The following is a 16,960-nucleotide window of genomic DNA, read 5'->3' as shown; positions in this document are numbered from 1 at the left end:
GCCTGTCATTCATCTCTAGTATGAATAACATTGTCATGCAGGGAATTTAAGAGGAATCCAGAAAATCCCATTCACTTGCGACCGTGAGAGACTACTATTTTAGGCTGCTGTTTTTCCAGTGCTTCCTTACTAGCAAACATCGTAAGGAGGATGACAAGAATAAAAAAGAAGCTTGAAATCTGAAACAAAGCAGCAGTTTGAACATATTTAGAGATGATTCCAAACACGAGGCCGCTAAGTCCAATTCCTAAATCGATGGCTGAATAAAACATCCCATTTGCAACTCCCCTTCGTTCAGGATTTGTTTTCGCCAAGACCCATGCTTGCAAGGTTGGAATAAGCGAACCATACCCAGCACCGAAGAAGATCCCAGAGTAAATAATATAAGCTGTAGAAGTCGCCAACGATAATAGCCAAAGCGCAATAAACGTAAGAGCAGCACACGTGATAATTAAAGCTTTTGGCCCTTTCTGATCAAACCATCTTCCCGTTATCGGCCGGACGATCGTTGCCACAATTGCATTAATCAAATAGAAAAGAAAAATATTATTCAGCGCTCTCTCTTCACTAAAGATAATGATAAAGGTAACGATTGTTCCATAGCCAAATGTTGCCATGAATGTAACAAAAGCTGGGTACCAGCTTGACTTTTCTACAAATGAACTGAGAAAAGAAAAATGTACCTCTTCCTTTTTCCTTTCTGCAACAATTCGTGGAGTTGTCAACTTAACACGCATCAGCAATCCGATGGCAATGATCGTTAAGATAGTTGAGACAACTACTAAAACGGTAAAACTATAGTGCTGGAATAAATAAATTCCAAGACTTGGCGCAATAATCATGCCGATTGTTACGGATAGACCAAAATAACCCATCCCTTCCCCAATTCTAGCATTAGGGACAATATCAACTGCAGCTGTTCCATTTACCGTTGTCGACCAACCCCATGCGAGACCATGGATCAGTCTAAATATCAAAAAAACGAAGATATACTGGGTAAAAGGGTATAGTACGGTAATAAGCAATAATGAAATGGCGCCAATTATAATGAGCGGCTTGCGATCTCTATACTCTAGCATGTAGCCAATATAGGGGCGGATAATGACCGCGCCAATTGAAAATAAGGTCGTGACTAAACCGATTTCTAAGCCGGAAGCACCTATTGATTGACTATATGGAGGCAATGTTGGGATCAACATTTGAAAGCCCATAAAGATAAAGAGATTCGCAAATAAAAGCATAATAAAAGCTTTCGACCATAATACCTGTTTTTCTTCTGTCTGGTGCTTCATATACATTTCCTTTCTGTTTTAATTCGCTATGGAGAATAAATAACAGTAAACAGCCATAAATAAAACATATTGGTTTCATATGAAAAAAACAAGAAATACGTTTTAAAAAACAAATGAAAGATTCATTTCTTTAGAACGAAATCAATACGATTAGTACAATATAAAAAAATGCATCTCTTCACCCCCTAGCGGCAAGAGATGCATTTTTTAAAGCTGGTTGAAAACGTTCAGAACCACTCCTTATACTTTGAAAGGTTCACCAATGATCGACTAAATTAATAAATGGAATAGATTGCTATCTTTATTCACTTCCGTATACGGAAAACCTTTTTTATTCATGCGATCAATTAAGGAATGATAATCTTCTTTATGTTTCAATTCAATCCCGACAAGCCCTGGCCCATTTTCTTTGTTATTTTTTTTCGTATATTCAAATGTAGTAATATCATCCTCTGGACCAAGTACTTCATCAAGAAATTCCCGCAATGCTCCTGCACGTTGTGGAAAATTAACAATGAAATAATAAAGCAGGCCTTCATAGATTAATGATTTTTCTTTTATCTCTTGCATACGGCTAATATCATTGTTGCCTCCACTTACAACACAAACAACAGACTTGCCTTTTATTTGATCTTTATAAAAATCAAGGGCTGCAATTGGCAGCGCTCCTGCTGGTTCAACTACAATCGCATGCTCATTGTAAAGCTCTAAAATGGTCGTACAAACCTTTCCCTCTGGTACTGGAATAATATCAGCCACAACATTTTGACAAATTTCAAATGTTTTTTCTCCAACACATTGGACTGCTGCACCATCAACAAATTTATCAATATCAGCTAACGGTGTAATTTCATTGCGCTGAATAGAAGTTTTCATACTTGCTGCACCTTCTGGCTCCACACCAATCATCTTCGTATGTGGAAAAACACTATGAAAGTATGCACCCAAGCCAGACATTAGTCCGCCGCCGCCAATGCTTGCAAATACAAAATCAATCGGCTCTTCTATATCATTCAAAACTTCAACCGCAATGGTTCCTTGCCCTGCAATTACCTTCTCATCATCGAAAGGATGAATGAACGCTCTTCCTTCTTTTTCTCCACATTTTCTCGCTTGATAGTAAGAGTCATCAAATGTATCGCCAATCAAGACAATTTCGACATATTCCCGCCCAAACATTTGTACTTGAGAAATCTTTTGGCGCGGAGTTGTTTGCGGCATGAAGATTTTCCCATTAACACCTAATTTACGGCATGCATAAGCAACTCCTTGAGCATGATTGCCTGCACTTGCACATACAACGCCTTTCTCCCGAGCCTCTGACTCGATTGTTTTCATTTTATAGTAAGCACCTCTTAACTTAAACGAACGGACATACTGTAAATCTTCCCGTTTTAAATAGAGATTACACTCATACTTTTCTGACAATCGTTCATTTTTCTGCAAAGGAGTATGTACAACAACATCCTTTAGCTGCTGATATGCAATTAGAACATCCTCTACATGGATTGCTTGATCCTTCACAATACTCTGTTCCATTTTTAAACATCCTCACTTCTCTTTAATGAACCTTCCGTGAATGAAGGAAATTCTCTTTTTTTAAATAGGCTTTTTATCCCACATCTAACTGGCAGTAAGACCCCCACCTCGGGGAGTAAGAGGAATCGAAGAAGTCTAGGTGGGGGATAACTGCCAGTAAATGTCCGATTGGTTCAACTAACCATGAGTGGGGGATGAAAGAAAACCCCCACTCATGGAAGTTTCACTTTATTCACGTACCTGAAACGATTGAATCAATCGAATCTTCAATGATATCCTTTGTAATTTTTCTATTATAACATGGTTTTTTTCAGTTTCAAATGAGAATATTCGAAATATTAAAATGTAAGCGTTGACATTTAAAAATATTTTTCCATCACCCTAATAATGTTTAAAAAAGAAGAATTGAATACTTAAACTGTACTATGTTGAGAACATGATAATTCAAAGAATGGATATTGACCCTCACACCATGTCATACTTTAATCTGGTTTTAACGTAGTAATTTAGGAGGGCAAATTAATATGAAAATAGGCGAATTATCGTTAAAAACTGGAGTTAGCATCCGATCAATTCGATATTATGAGGAAAAGAAATTAATTTATCCAAAGCGATTAGAAAATGGATATCGTGTATATAGCGAGGAGGATGTGGAGCGTGTAAAAGCAGTTCAACTTTTCTTAGAATATTTTTATAAAAAATTGATATTTTCATAGTTTTTAAAGCTCGTTTGATAAAGGAGTTAGTCATTAACCTTACTACAATTGAAGTACCACAAGAAAATGATTCTGATATGCTCTTTAAGGTTGAAGTCGATTGTGCACCTAAACATTGTCCTGAATGTGGTTTTGATAAATTGTACAAACATGGAACACGGAAACAAATTACTATGGATATGCCCATTCGATTAAAGAGATGGGCATACAACTACAACGCAAACTTTAAATATTTCCTATGTGTAAAATCCGATTATTTTTTGTAGATCATTAAAATAAATAAGCAAGAAGGATTTATCTAGAGACGATAATGACCTAATTCGCTTATTTATACAGAACGTGTATAATAGAATATGTATCATTAAATAGGAATCATAATTCTTTTTATACGGATATCAACTCCCAATCATTGGAAAATACATGTTTTTTCCAAATTGTTGGGAGTTTCACATGATATACAACATAATTAGGAGATGAGTTGGTTGTTTTTTGATGATCGCTTTCACAAGTATCAATTGGGCGATTTGAAAAAAGATGTTACTGCTGGAATTACTGTCGGGATTGTTGCCATTCCACTCGCAATGGCGTTTGCAATTGCTTCAGGAGTCAAGCCGGAATATGGTCTTTACACAACTATTATCGCTGGATTGTTAGTCGCATTGTTTGGAGGCTCTCGATACCAAATTGCAGGCCCAACCGGTGCCTTTATTCCAATTTTATTAGCAGTTGTGCTGCAGTACGGTTATAAGAATTTGCTCATAGCTGGATTTATGGCAGGGATTTTGCTTATTTTAATGGGAATTTTTAAAATTGGCAGTCTCATAAAATATATTCCTCGCTCTGTTACGATCGGATTTACTTCTGGGATTGCTGTTATTATTTTTGCAGGGCAAATTGCGAATTTTTTTGGATTGGAAAATGTTGAAAAAAAAGAATATTTTCATGAAAATATGATAGAAATCATTCGGCAGTTTCATTCATTTAACGTATATAGTGTGATCACTGCTCTCATTGGACTACTAATCATTATTTTTGTACCGAAATTATTTCCTAAAGTACCGATTTTACTTGTAGCCCTATTTATCCCAACAATGATTGCCATTCTTTTTTATCCTGATAAAGTTGAGACGATTGGAACCGCATTTGGCGGAATCGCACAAACGTTTCCTGCTTTTCGCTTTCCAGAGATCACGCTGGCAAAGATTGCGGAGCTATGGCGGCCTGCTTTTGTCATTGCCATGCTTGGCGGCATTGAATCACTCTTGTCCGCGGTTGTAGCTGACGGTATGACAGGCAAACGGCATCATTCCAATCGGGAGCTGTTAGGACAAGGAATTGCTAACGTTGTAACCCCATTGTTTGGCGGCATCCCAGCGACAGGTGCCATTGCCCGGACAGCTACTAACATTAAGAGCGGGGCAAGGAGTCCGCTTTCTGGTATATTTCATAGCTTATTTGTCCTCTTCACCTTGCTGTTGTTTGCTCCTTATGCATCTTATATTCCACTAGCAAGTATGGCACCTATCTTAATGGTGGTTGCTTGGAATATGAGTGAGCAAAAATCCTTTGCTCACATTCTAAAAATGCGTACGGGTGACTCCGTTGTGCTTGCCGTTACCTTTCTGTTAACTGTCTTTGTGAATTTAACGGTTGCGGTTGAGGTTGGATTATTGCTTGCCATGCTTTCCTTTATTAAAAGAATGAGCGGCGTACTAGAAGTGGAGAAAGTACTGCCGAAATCTCACAACAAACAAGTATCGCCCGACCCAGTAGAAGCGGGCCGTGATTGCCCTCAAATCGAAATCTATACGATTGATGGGCCGTTATTTTTCGGAGTTGCCGATAAATTTGAAAAAATGCTGACGAGAACGATGCGAGAAAAACCGAAAGTACTGTTGCTTCGAATGAAACATGTACCGATCATTGATGCGACAGGTGAAGCAAACCTTGCCTCACTCGTGGCTGATTTTCAAAAACAAGGTGGAACCATTCTTGTTTCTGGAATGAGTGAAGAACCTTTGGAAGTCCTGAAAAAAAGCGGACTATATGAACGAATCGGAGCAGAACATTTCTTTTCACATACAGGACCAGCACTGCAATACGGATTAAAAATAATTAATTATAAAACATGCAAATCGTGTCGATTTTATGCGTTTAGTGAATGTGCAGCTTTTAAAGAACAAAAAGCGTTTTCTAGAGAACAGTATAGTGAACAAATATAAGGAAAGAGATGATTTTGGTTAAGCTCTTTCCTTTATAAAATGGCTAGACAAACAAGTGGATCTAGGTATTTATTAACTTAAAAATCCCGATTTATCTTTAAAATCAGGATTTGCTTATTATAATTGCAGCAAGTAGCTATCCTTGCAGCACCTAATTCCTACTATTAAGTATCTAGTCGACTTTCACCAACTAGGGCACGATATCTAATTTCCTGAACTTACAAAAAAACCATTAATTAAATGTGAAATGGAACAAATTACTGTAAAGTGAAACTTCCATCAGTGGGGGTTTCCTCTCATCCCCCACTGATGGTTAGTTGAACCGATCGGACATTTACTGGCAGTTATCCCCCACCTAGACTTCTCGATTACTCTAACTCTTGAGGTGGGGGTCTTACTGCCAGTTAGATGTGGGATAAAACTATCATTTTTTAGTTTGCATTGCAAAACTTTTTAATTCCTCAAATTGTTTTTGTGTTAAGCCATTATTACCAAATTGGATGAGTTCAGGATCATGAAAATCACTGCCACCACTTTTACATAAGTTATATTTGCATGCATATTCTCTAGTTAATTCGTAATCAATAGATTTCATTTTAGAGTGATTAATTTCGATGCCTTGTAGTCCATATTCTACATATTTTCCGATTTCACTATAATTATCATAAACGCATGGATGAGCGAGTATAGCAATGCCACCATCTTTTTGAATTGCTTTTATACCTTCCTTTATATCTATATAGCCCATTTTTATATCAGTTTCTTTTGATGTTTTGGAAGCAAAAAGCTCTTTATATTTCTCTGGAGTCATTTCATCAGGATACTTTTCTTTCAGTGCTTGGTATATATTCATTTTAAAGACGATATTATATTTAGAATACTTTTTACAATCATCATATGTTATAAAGTAACCTTTTTGTTTCAGTTCATTAATTAATACTCTATGGTAATGATCACGTGAGATTAAAGTCTTTGTACACAATCTTTCAACATTCTCTACTTGATCGAGCCATAAACCAACAATATGAACCTTTTTATAAACATCAAAATCATAACAACTCATTTCTACACCACGAATAGTTTCTAAACCGAGTTGATTTGCAATTGTTTTTACTTCTGACCAGTGATTGACAGTATCGTGATCGGTAATAGCTATTGCCTTAATATTTCGATCTTTGGCTTTTTTTAATACATCTTCTATTTCACATATACCATCACTATGATTTGTATGAACATGTAAATCCGCGTAAATCATTGTCGTACCCCTTCCATTTTAAGTATTAGCAGTGATCAAGTGTCCCAGCCAACATTTATCATTCAAATTGTAAACACTTAATAAATAGTTTTCTTCATTTGTTTTATTAAGGTGTTATCATTATCTATATAATCGCCAATATGTCCTCTGATTTATTTATTTTTTCTTTATTTACTGGTATTACATCAAGATAATCATCACTATTTGTAATAATTAATATTGTTGTTGTATCAAAGCCTGCTTCTTGTATTCTTTCTAAATCAAACTCAATAAGTAAATCACCCTGTTTTATGTGTTGTTCTTTTTCTACAAATGAATGAAAATATTTACCTTCTAAAGATACGGTATCAATTCCAACATGAATGAGAATTTCAACATGATTCTTTGTGGTTAACCCAATTGCATGACCTGACTTGAATGTCGCACTAACAATTCCGTCGCAAGGTGCATATACTTTTCCTTCTTCTGGTTTTACCGCAATACCCTTTCCCATTATTCCACTAGCAAATGTTTCATCTTGAACATTTTCTAATTTTACTAATTCTCCTTTTAAGGGACTAACAAGTTTAACATGATTTTCAGAAACATTGATAGATTTACTAGATTTAACATTATTATTTTCTTTATCAGTAATAGGATCCTCAAACCCAATTATCCATGTTGCAATAAATGTTACAACTGTAGATATGATCAATGTGATGATTGCTAAAATGATGAAATTCTCATCTTCTGAAATCCACATTGCAAGACTTAATAAACCAGGAGTAACATAAATAAAAGCTTTTAATTTAACAATTCCAGCAAATAAACCAGCTGCTGCACCACCAATCATACTAGCGTACATTGGTTTCTTTAATTTAAGGTTAACACCATACATTGCAGGTTCCGTTATACCGCCCAAAAATGCTGTCATACTAGAGGAAAATGCTAATGATTTTAATTCCTTATTTTTTGTTTTAAACGAAACCGCTAGAGATGCGGCAGCTTGAGCCATGTTTGAGCATAAGGCAACAACGCGGATGATAGGATCGAACCCACGTTCAGCAACAAGTGAGATACTTACAGGACTTAACGCTTTATGAATACCAATGGAAACTAACCATGGATAGACCATTGCTAAAATAGGAATTGCAATAAAACCTCCATTGTTATAAATGAACATGCTACCATCAGCTACTAAGTTGGAAATAAAATCGCCAATCGGTCCTACAACGATTAAAGCTAAAGGGACACTTACAATAGCAATCAATAAAGGTTCAGCAAAAACTTTGATCATAGCTGGAACAATTTTTTTAACGAAACGTTCAATATATGACATAATCCAAACAGATAGAAGCGCTGGCACTAAAGTTCCTGAGTATTTTACTAAGGAGACTCCAACACCTAAAAATTTAACAGGCTCGCCTGCGGAAACCAACGCCACCCATTCTGGATGAACAGTTACTAATGCTAAAAATGCTCCAAGATATTGATTTGCACCAAAAATCTTTGCTGCTGAAAAACCAATAAAAGCAGGCATAAAATAAAAACCTGTATCAAAGATAAAACTTAATATAACATAAGTCTGAGATTCTTTCGTTAAGATACCTAATAAAGTCAATACAAGTAATAAAACTTTCCCCATTCCGCATCCAGCTAGTAATGGAACGACAGGAGCAATAGAACCAGTGATAGAACCAATTATTTTATCAAAGATTGACCTTTCGTCTTTTTTTTCACTTTTCCCCTGATTTGGTTGAATATTTGCAACCTTAACCAATTTTTCATAAACTAAATCGACATTATTACCAAGAACTAGTTGATATTGTCCACCACTTTTAACTAACGATAGAACATCTTTTATTGCTTTAACTTCATCATCATTTGCCTTGTTTTCATCTTTTAATGTAAATCTTAACCGCGTTGCACAATGTACAACAGAACTGATATTATTTTTTCCGCCCACTGCTTGAATGATTTGCTTTGACAAATTTTCATATTTCATTTTCATACCCTCCATTTATTAAACTTTAAAATAATGAAGGTTTAGCCAACTTAATGTTACTATCCATCAAATAAAGTGAAACTTCCATGAGTGGGGGTTTTCTTTCATCCCCCATACAAAGGATCTCAAGCTAAAAAGCGCGACGTCCTGTCGCAACGCTTGAGTGACCTACGTCCTGTAGGCCCGAACCAATCGACATTTGACTTTCAGTTATCCCCCACCTAAACTTCTTTGATTTCTCTTACTCTTGAGGTGGGGGGTCTTACTGCCAGTTAGATGTGGGATAAAATTCTTTACTTATCACCACCTTTAAAATATAAGATTTTATTTTAAAATTTTTGCAATATGAATTGTTAAATATAAAATTTCGTCACTATCCAATAAATAATCATACTTTTGCTCAATATATTGTTTTACTTTAAGTGAGCATAAGTAAGGTTGGACATATTTTTCTTTAACTATTTCTAATAAATCATTTTCTAAAGCATTATTGGTTTTATTCATTTGTGAGAAAATGCGGTAGCCAAAAAATTTTAAATGAGTTATGAAACGATGATAGTCAAGCGATTCTGTGTCAAAATCTATTGAAAAATAGTACTTGACAATATTAACTATTTGTTGAATAAAATGAGTAACTTCATAAACACTACGCATATCTTCTCCCATTTCTGAACTAACGATATGCATTGCGATAAAACCAGCTTCGTCCTCTAACATGGATATACCAGTCTCTTCTTTAATTAACATTAAAGCCTCTAACCCAATTTCAAATTCTTTTTTATAAAAATATTTAATCTCCCATTGCAATTTATTTTTCAAAGGAATCCCTTCATGATATCGTTGAACACTAGAATAGATATGATCCGTTAAAGAAATATTGATACTATCATTTAAAGGTGTATCTATTTTTTCTTTTGCCATATGAATGATTCTTTCTGATAAATCAATGAATTCGATTGGAATTCTATTGATCAATTCAACATAGCGATTTTGGACTGTTTTCGAATCTACGGAAAAAGTTTTATAAATCTTACTTGTATCAATAGATTCTCCAGTTCTTTTACCATATGCTATGCCTTTACCCATCACAATCATTTCTTTATTATTGCTATCCTTCGTTATAACCGCATTATTATTTAGTATCTTTTTAATCATCATGTATCATCACTCCCTTCCATATAAAAATAAAAAAACCTATTTACAAGTATGCCCAATAGATACTTGTAAATAGGTTTTGTGTAGCGCTGTTACTTGCTATAACAATCCTATGTAGAAGATATAAATTATTTAGTTTTTATTGCAATTTTAATTTAACATTATGTTGCACTCTCGTCAAGAGCTTTTGATAAGAGGTGTGCTTTAAATTTTTCTCAATATTGATAGATAATTGCCGAACATGTGCCTCAAATTTATATTTTACAATAAACTGAACTAATTTCGTATGTAAGAGAAAAAAAGCAGTTTTGATCAACCTGCTTTTTTCTCTACATGAAAAAGTCCTACATGTAAGTGATAAAAATTTTTTCCTCGTTATTCCCATGCTTGACGAAAGGCTGCCGCTGCTTGATAAGGTTCTTCTGCACGCATTAACCCCGACACAATGGCAGCACCAGCTAATCCTTTTCCTTGAAGTTCTTTTATGTTCTCAAGCGTAATACCGCCAATTGCGACGGCAGGAATTTGGATCGATTGCATGATTCTCTCTAGCATTCCAGCAGGCAGCAGTTTTGCATCTGCCTTTGATTTTGTTGGGAAAACAGCACCGATGCCAACGTAATCTGCACCATCATTTTCTGCTTGTTTTGCTTCGGCAACAGTAGCAGTCGAAACACCAATTATCATCGAAGCAGGCACAATTTTCCGAACCGCTGTTAATGGCAGATCATTTTGGCCAATATGAACCCCAGCAGCATCAGCAGCTAGTGCCACATCAATACGGTCATTAATGATAAGCGGAATTTCATAACGATCAAGCAATTGCTTGAGCATGACTGCTTTCTTTAAAAAGATGCTGCCGTCGCTCGTTTTTTCCCGAAGCTGTACAAGTGTGACGCCGCCTTTTACTGCTGCCTCTACCTTTTCAAGCAATACATCAATAGGAAGCGATTCCTCTGTTACGAGATAAAGGCGATAATCCAATGTCAACTGAGACGCACCTCCTCTGCCCAAATCTGTCCAGTCATCTGAAAGATTTCATCCATTAATTTAACGCGAAAAGTGCCGATGCCATCACTCTCTTTAAGCTGCTTCTTCGTACGTTCTCCAGCAAGGCTCATGACGGACATACCTGCGACAGCAGCTGCAAACCAATCATCTGTTGCTCCTGAAAAGCTGCCAATTAAAGAGCCGGTCATACAGCCTGTACCGGTAACATTTGTCAACCACTCATGACCATTATCTATGCGAATGATCTGCTCATCATTTGCAACAACATCTTGTTTGCCGCTAATGACAGTAATAGCATTTAATTTTTTGGAAGCTTGTAAAGCAAGCTCCTCATTAGAGATTGAAAGCTCGCCCGCATCTACACCTCTTGTCGTTGCTTCACCGCCGATTAGTGCATTTACTTCACTGCTGTTGCCACGCACGATGTTAACCTTAACAAGCTGTAAAAATCCGTAAGCTTTCTCTGTTCGATAGCGAGTCGCACCAACTCCTACCGGATCGAGAATAACTGGAATTCCTTTTTTATTCGCTGCTCTTCCAGCGCGGATCATCGCTGCATAAAGAGCGTCATTAATTGTACCGAAATTAATCACAAGCGCATCCGCAAGCTTAATCATATCTTCCATTTCTTCTGTGCTTACTGCCATAACTGGCGAAGCACCAATCGCAAGCGTTACATTTGCACAATCGTTTATCGTCACCTGATTTGTAATATGATGAACAAGCGGCCGCCGCTGTTTCACAGTTGAAAACAATTCTTTGATGTGTTCTGTATTCATATTGAAGCCTCCAATAACTAACGTTAATATCCATTTTTGCAGTATAACATATAAGTGATACGATTATGCAGTGTTAGAATAGTAAATCAAAGATTTAAAGCTCAGTTTGTTGATATAAATCATAGAAATGGTGCGTTGGGCCATGCCCGGAACCAAGCTCAAGGCTATGAGCAATAGCAGTTGTAATATATTTCTTTGCTTTTTGAACAGCTTCCAATAAGGAGAAGCCTTGTGCTAAATTGGCTGCAATTGCGGATGATAGTGTGCACCCAGTACCATGCGTATTTTTCGTTATGATTCTTTCTCCTTTTATCCAATGAAATGTTGTACCATCATACAATAAATCATTCGGATCTCCGCTAAAATGGCCTGCTTTTAAAAGCACAGCTTTCGTTCCTAGTTCATGTAATTTGATACAAGCATTTTGCATATCCTCTTCCGTATGAATCATACAATTCGTCAACACTTCAGCTTCAGGAATATTAGGAGTCAAAACAGAAGCTAGTGGAACCATTTGTTCCTTTAAAGCTTTCATTGCTGCTTTCTTTAAAAGCTGATGCCCTCCTTTGGAAACCATTACCGGATCTAAGACGATATGCTTAGGTTGATAAGATCGTAAAGCGGCTGCGATTACCTCTACTATCTCTGGAGACGATAACATGCCGATTTTCACTGCATCAACCGGAATATCATCAAATACAGCTTCAATTTGATCTTTAATAATTGGTATATCAATATTTTGCACTGAACGAACTTCCTGCGTGTTTTGTGCAGTTACTGCTGTGATCACAGACATCCCAAAGACACGATGTGCTGAAAATGTTTTTAAATCTGCTTGGATGCCAGCACCTCCACCAGAGTCAGAACCAGCAATGGTTAGAGCTGTTTTCAAGACACATACCCCCTAATATTTTACATTATCTCATATTTGTCACGGTTCGACAAAAAGCCTCCCATTCTATCATAACATCATGTTCCTTTCGTATTTACATTTTTATCCCACATCTAATATAACTGGCAGTAAGACCCCCACCTCGGGGAGTAAAAGGAATCAGAAGCGCTAGGTGGGGGATAACTGAAAGTCAAATGTCCAATTGGTTCGGGCCAACAGGATAAGGAAAGCTTCTTGAATCAACATTGCACGAAGAAAAAGCGGGTTTCCTTTTTCAAGGACGTCGCGCTTTTAGCTTGAGATCCTTTGTATGGGGGATGAGAGAAACCCCCACTGATGGAAGTTCACTTATTCTAGTACTTTTTGAACACGTCCTAATAGTATTCGCAAAAAGAAGAAACCAAGAATCGCTCCCGTAAAGGAACTAATCAGAAATGAAGGCATAAAACCAAATATCGCTGCCTTTTGACCGAGCAGCAAGACTGCGATTGGATATGTGGCAAGTGCACCTAAAATTCCCGTACCGATAATTTCTCCTAGTGCTGCAAAACCGATTTTTTTTGTCTTTCTATAAAGATAGGCTGCCAGAAAAGCACCAATCATACTGCCTGGATAAGCAAACGGGCTGCCGGTTCCAAGCATGTTTCTTAAAGTCGAAGAAATAAATGCTTGAGCGACAGCATACGCTGGTCCCAGTAAAACAGCTGACAAGACATTAGCAAGATGCTGAATTGGAAACACTTTCGCAAAACCAACAGGAATGTAGATGATACTGCTAGACAGCGTCGTAATGGCTGCAATGATGGCAGTGAGTGTCAATTTTTTCGTTTTTTGCATGTGATGTTTTCACTTCCTCTATCATTCTGTCTAGCAATCTAGTTGCTTGTCACATTTTCAAATGCCTCAGTAGGCTCTATTTTTTCCTTTAAAATCTTGGTTTCAAACAGCCAATTAATGACATCCTGCCACATCGCTTCTTCTTGGTATCCAAATGGCACTCCGTCATCGTCCATTAATGGCAGTAAAATGTTTAAACTTTCTGTTTCTACTTCTTTATCTAAAGGAAAACTCTCATTTTCATGATCGAGCAGCACCTGCAATCCCGCCTCTGGGTTTTGTTTCACTGCTTCGTGTCCCTTTGATAATGCCCGCCAAAATTTTTCAAAAGCTGCCCTTTTCTTTTTTAACGTTTTTTCGCCTGAAACAATAATTAATTCATAAGAATCAGGGACGCCATAATCAGAAGGATTCATCATCTCTACTTCATAGCCTTCTTTTCTTAATAAGACAAGCTCATGATTAATATAGGCACCGATAATGGCATCAACATTATCAGTAGCTAAGGCAGGCATTAAGTCCCATCCGACATCAGTTACCTTTACTTTACTCATGTCACCGCCATCATGGTCAACCATCGTTGCGAGAATTGCTTCACTAACTGAAGTGGATGGATAGCCAACCGTTTTTCCTTCCAAATCTTTCGGAACTGCAATTCCGTTAGGTTTTTTATACATGATGCCATCAAGAGAATGTCTTACAAATGCCCCAAGCGAAACAACTGGAATGCCTTCCCCCCTCGATACAATGAGCTGTGTTTGATAGCTGATTGCCAAATCTACTTTCCCAGTTGCAGCTAACTTTAATGGATCATTTGTATCCGCAGGCATTTCAATTTTGACATTCAAGCCCTCTTCTTCGAAAAAGCCTTTTTCCTTTGCATAGTAAATAGCTGAATGAACAGCATTTGGATACCAGTCAAGCATGATGCTTATATCTTCCAACTTATCTTTCTTGCCTGTATTGCTTTCTTGTGATGCTGAACAGCCGATAAGCAGCAAACTGGCGATCAAGCTCATTATCATAAGAAGAAACAAATTTCTTTTTGCCATTCTTCTTTCAACTCCTAATCTAATTTCCATCGTAGTATACGTTTTTCAATAAACGAAACAAGTCCAAATAAAAGCATGCCTAAGATTGATAAAATCGTAATAGCTGCAAAAACACCCTCTGCATTCAAATTCCCTGACATTCTCCGACTGTAATAGCCGAGCCCTTCACTAGCTCCTAACCATTCTCCAATCGTTGCTCCAACTAATGCATACACAATCGCAAGCTTCAAACCAGAGAAAAATGCTGGCAGCGCCATTGGGACATGAAGCTTGCGAAACATTTGCCAACGTGACGCTCCCATTGCTCGAAACAGCTCCATATAATCTTTATCGCTTGAGCGCAGTCCATCATATGTACTAACAACGATCGGAAAAAAAGAGATTAATACAGTAACCGCTACTTTGCTCCAAATGGTATAGCCAAACCACAAAACAAAAATCGGTGATAAGGCAATGATAGGGATTGTTTGAGAAATTAAGATAGCTGGGTACATAATTTTTTCCATCGTTTTCGAAAAAAACATACAGACTGCCAATAAAACACCGCCACAGATAGAGATCGTAAATCCAATGACAAATTCAAGCATTGTTGCACTTAAATGTTCAAAAATTAGTGCTTGCCAATTGTCCATTATCATCACAATGACACTCGTTGGTGCAGGTAAAATAAAAGAGGGAACAAAGCTTGCCCGTACAAGCCATTCCCATAGCAGCAGCACAACAACTGAAACAACAATAAATAAAAAATATGCCTGAAGCCAATGTTTAACTTTTTTCATTTGAAATCTTATTCTCCAATTCTTGCCGCAAAGATGCCAGCTCCGGGGAATGAAGCATATCCTGTTGACGGGGGCGCGGCAAATCAACAGTAATTTCTTCTTTCGCAGCGTTTGGGTGCAGCAATACGATACGGTCGCTTAAAAAACAAGCTTCCTCTAAATCATGAGTAATGAACAAAATTGTTTTATCTAATTCCTGCCAAATAGAGAGCAGCCAATGCTGCATCTCTTTCTTCGTCAGCGCATCAAGTGCACCAAATGGTTCATCGAGTAAAAGTACATCTTTCCCTGTCAATAATGCTCGCAAAAAAGCTGCACGCTGTCTCATTCCTCCTGATAGCTGTTTCGGAAGTGCATCCTCATATCCTGACAGTCCGACTCGTTCCAACCAACTGCTTGCCTCCGCTTTTGTCAACTGTAAATCCTTTTGTATTTCTGCGGCAATCATAATATTATCGAGAATGGTCCGCCATGGCAGCAACAAATCCCGCTGGGGCATGTAGCCTACATCCCCCAGCGAAATTGCTTTATCATGAATGAATATGTTGCCTTCATCTGGCTGCAATAGACCAGTAATTAGTTTTAAAATCGTACTTTTTCCTGTTCCGCTTTTGCCAATTAAAGAGACAAACTCCCCCTGCCTAACCTTTAAATGAAATCCTGAAATCACTTTATGAGGCTCTTTGTCTTTATTCCAATATGTGTGAGAAACATTGTCGAGTACAAGTGTCATAACGTCACCCACGTTCTTCTACAGCGGCCATTCCTGCTGATGATAATTCATATCCCAGAATAAATACTCGTACTTAGAAGTTATTTGGAAATGTTTTTCTAAAACAACAAGCTCTCTCTCTGGCTTCCCATCAGCGAGCTCATCCATTAACTGAATCAACCATTTTGCCCCGTTTCCGAATGTTTCAGAGTCATAGGTTTCAATCCATTTTGCATAGCGATTATGAGCGATACGATCGCCATATTGCTTTCTTAAGAGCTTGCCAATTTCCCAGTAATCCCAAGCACACGGCAGCAGACAAGCAACCAGCTCCGCCAACGTGCCATTCTGCGCAACATTTAACATATAGCGAGTATACGCTAAATTTACTGGAGTCGGCTCTGTTGCTTCCAGCTCTGCTCTAGTAATACCGAATTCAGCAGCGAATTTACGATGCAGTTCCATTTCAAAATGCAGCGTTTCATGCAAAATTTGAGAAAATTTTTCCATTGTTTGTAAGTCTTGAGCTTTCATGACACCAACTGCAAACAACTTAGAATAGTCGATTAAATAGGCATAGTCTTGCTTCATATAATAAATAAATTTTTGCTCATCCAACGTGCCTTTACCGATTTCTTGAACAAAAGGATGCTCGTGATTTTTTTCCCAAATTGGCTGGACATTTTGATATAAACGCTCCGTGAATTTCTTTGTCTTTATCATTTCCATGATTTT

At 37.3% G+C, this 16,960-nt stretch carries 15 protein-coding genes and 1 pseudogene; 3 read left to right on the top strand and 13 right to left on the bottom strand.

The annotated features are described in order from the left end of the window. Positions 1–71: 71 nt before the first annotated feature. Complete coding sequence (locus J2S08_RS11095; protein ID WP_307229502.1) at positions 72–1,292, bottom strand: MFS transporter; 1,221 nt, start codon at positions 1,290–1,292, stop codon at positions 72–74. Between the two features lie 270 nt (positions 1,293–1,562). After that, positions 1,563–2,831, bottom strand: coding sequence for a threonine ammonia-lyase IlvA (ilvA, locus tag J2S08_RS11090; RefSeq protein ID WP_307229500.1), 1,269 nt, complete (start codon positions 2,829–2,831; stop codon positions 1,563–1,565). 524 nt (positions 2,832–3,355) lie between these two features. Between ilvA and J2S08_RS11085 the strand changes: the two genes are divergently transcribed. The 3 genes and pseudogenes from J2S08_RS11085 to J2S08_RS11080 all read left to right on the top strand — a co-directional run bounded on the left by J2S08_RS11085 (position 3,356) and on the right by J2S08_RS11080 (position 5,769). Then, positions 3,356–3,547, top strand: coding sequence for a MerR family transcriptional regulator (locus J2S08_RS11085; protein WP_307229498.1), 192 nt, complete (start codon positions 3,356–3,358; stop codon positions 3,545–3,547). A 14-nt stretch (positions 3,548–3,561) separates the two neighbouring features. Further along, positions 3,562–3,765 (top strand): annotated as a pseudogene (locus J2S08_RS22755) (ISL3 family transposase); the annotation flags it as partial. A gap of 255 nt (positions 3,766–4,020) precedes the next feature. After that, complete coding sequence (locus J2S08_RS11080; RefSeq protein WP_370875671.1) at positions 4,021–5,769, top strand: SulP family inorganic anion transporter; 1,749 nt, start codon at positions 4,021–4,023, stop codon at positions 5,767–5,769. 424 nt (positions 5,770–6,193) lie between these two features. On the opposite strand, the gene J2S08_RS11075 is transcribed toward J2S08_RS11080, so the two are convergent. The 11 genes from J2S08_RS11075 to tenA form a co-directional block, all read right to left on the bottom strand. Beyond that, entirely contained in the window at positions 6,194–7,024 is an 831-nt protein-coding gene (locus tag J2S08_RS11075; protein WP_307229494.1) for a PHP domain-containing protein, read from the bottom strand. Between the two features lie 124 nt (positions 7,025–7,148). Next, positions 7,149–9,008, bottom strand: a complete 1,860-nt coding sequence (locus tag J2S08_RS11070; RefSeq protein ID WP_307229492.1) for a beta-glucoside-specific PTS transporter subunit IIABC — start codon at positions 9,006–9,008, stop codon at positions 7,149–7,151. Positions 9,009–9,332: 324 nt separating this feature from the next. After that, positions 9,333–10,166, bottom strand: coding sequence for a BglG family transcription antiterminator LicT (gene licT / locus J2S08_RS11065; RefSeq protein WP_307229490.1), 834 nt, complete (start codon positions 10,164–10,166; stop codon positions 9,333–9,335). Positions 10,167–10,538: 372 nt separating this feature from the next. After that, on the bottom strand, positions 10,539–11,153 hold the full coding sequence (gene thiE, locus J2S08_RS11060) for a thiamine phosphate synthase (RefSeq protein WP_307229488.1): 615 nt from the start codon (positions 11,151–11,153) through the stop codon (positions 10,539–10,541). After that, complete coding sequence (gene thiM, locus J2S08_RS11055; protein WP_307229486.1) at positions 11,150–11,953, bottom strand: hydroxyethylthiazole kinase; 804 nt, start codon at positions 11,951–11,953, stop codon at positions 11,150–11,152. Before thiM ends, thiE begins: the two co-directional genes overlap by 4 nt. Positions 11,954–12,047: 94 nt before the next feature. Next, entirely contained in the window at positions 12,048–12,845 is a 798-nt protein-coding gene (gene thiD / locus J2S08_RS11050; protein ID WP_307229485.1) for a bifunctional hydroxymethylpyrimidine kinase/phosphomethylpyrimidine kinase, read from the bottom strand. 348 nt (positions 12,846–13,193) lie between these two features. Further along, on the bottom strand, positions 13,194–13,682 hold the full coding sequence (gene thiW, locus J2S08_RS11045) for an energy coupling factor transporter S component ThiW (protein ID WP_307229483.1): 489 nt from the start codon (positions 13,680–13,682) through the stop codon (positions 13,194–13,196). Between the two features lie 38 nt (positions 13,683–13,720). Further along, complete coding sequence (locus J2S08_RS11040) at positions 13,721–14,734, bottom strand: ABC transporter substrate-binding protein (protein ID WP_307229480.1); 1,014 nt, start codon at positions 14,732–14,734, stop codon at positions 13,721–13,723. 14 nt (positions 14,735–14,748) lie between these two features. Then, positions 14,749–15,513: an ABC transporter permease gene (locus J2S08_RS11035; protein WP_307229478.1), complete on the bottom strand. Its 765-nt coding sequence runs from the start codon at positions 15,511–15,513 to the stop codon at positions 14,749–14,751. Next, on the bottom strand, positions 15,500–16,246 hold the full coding sequence (locus J2S08_RS11030) for an ABC transporter ATP-binding protein (RefSeq protein WP_307229476.1): 747 nt from the start codon (positions 16,244–16,246) through the stop codon (positions 15,500–15,502). Before J2S08_RS11030 ends, J2S08_RS11035 begins: the two co-directional genes overlap by 14 nt. Positions 16,247–16,264: 18 nt before the next feature. Further along, entirely contained in the window at positions 16,265–16,954 is a 690-nt protein-coding gene (tenA, locus tag J2S08_RS11025; protein WP_307229475.1) for a thiaminase II, read from the bottom strand. Positions 16,955–16,960: the final 6 nt, after the last annotated feature.

This window comes from Bacillus chungangensis (assembly GCF_030812995.1).
Taxonomy (GTDB): domain Bacteria; phylum Bacillota; class Bacilli; order Bacillales; family Bacillaceae_C; genus Bacillus_CF; species Bacillus_CF chungangensis.
The sequence above is the reverse complement of the archived record's forward strand: the minus strand, read 5'-3'. Positions and strand labels throughout refer to the sequence as shown.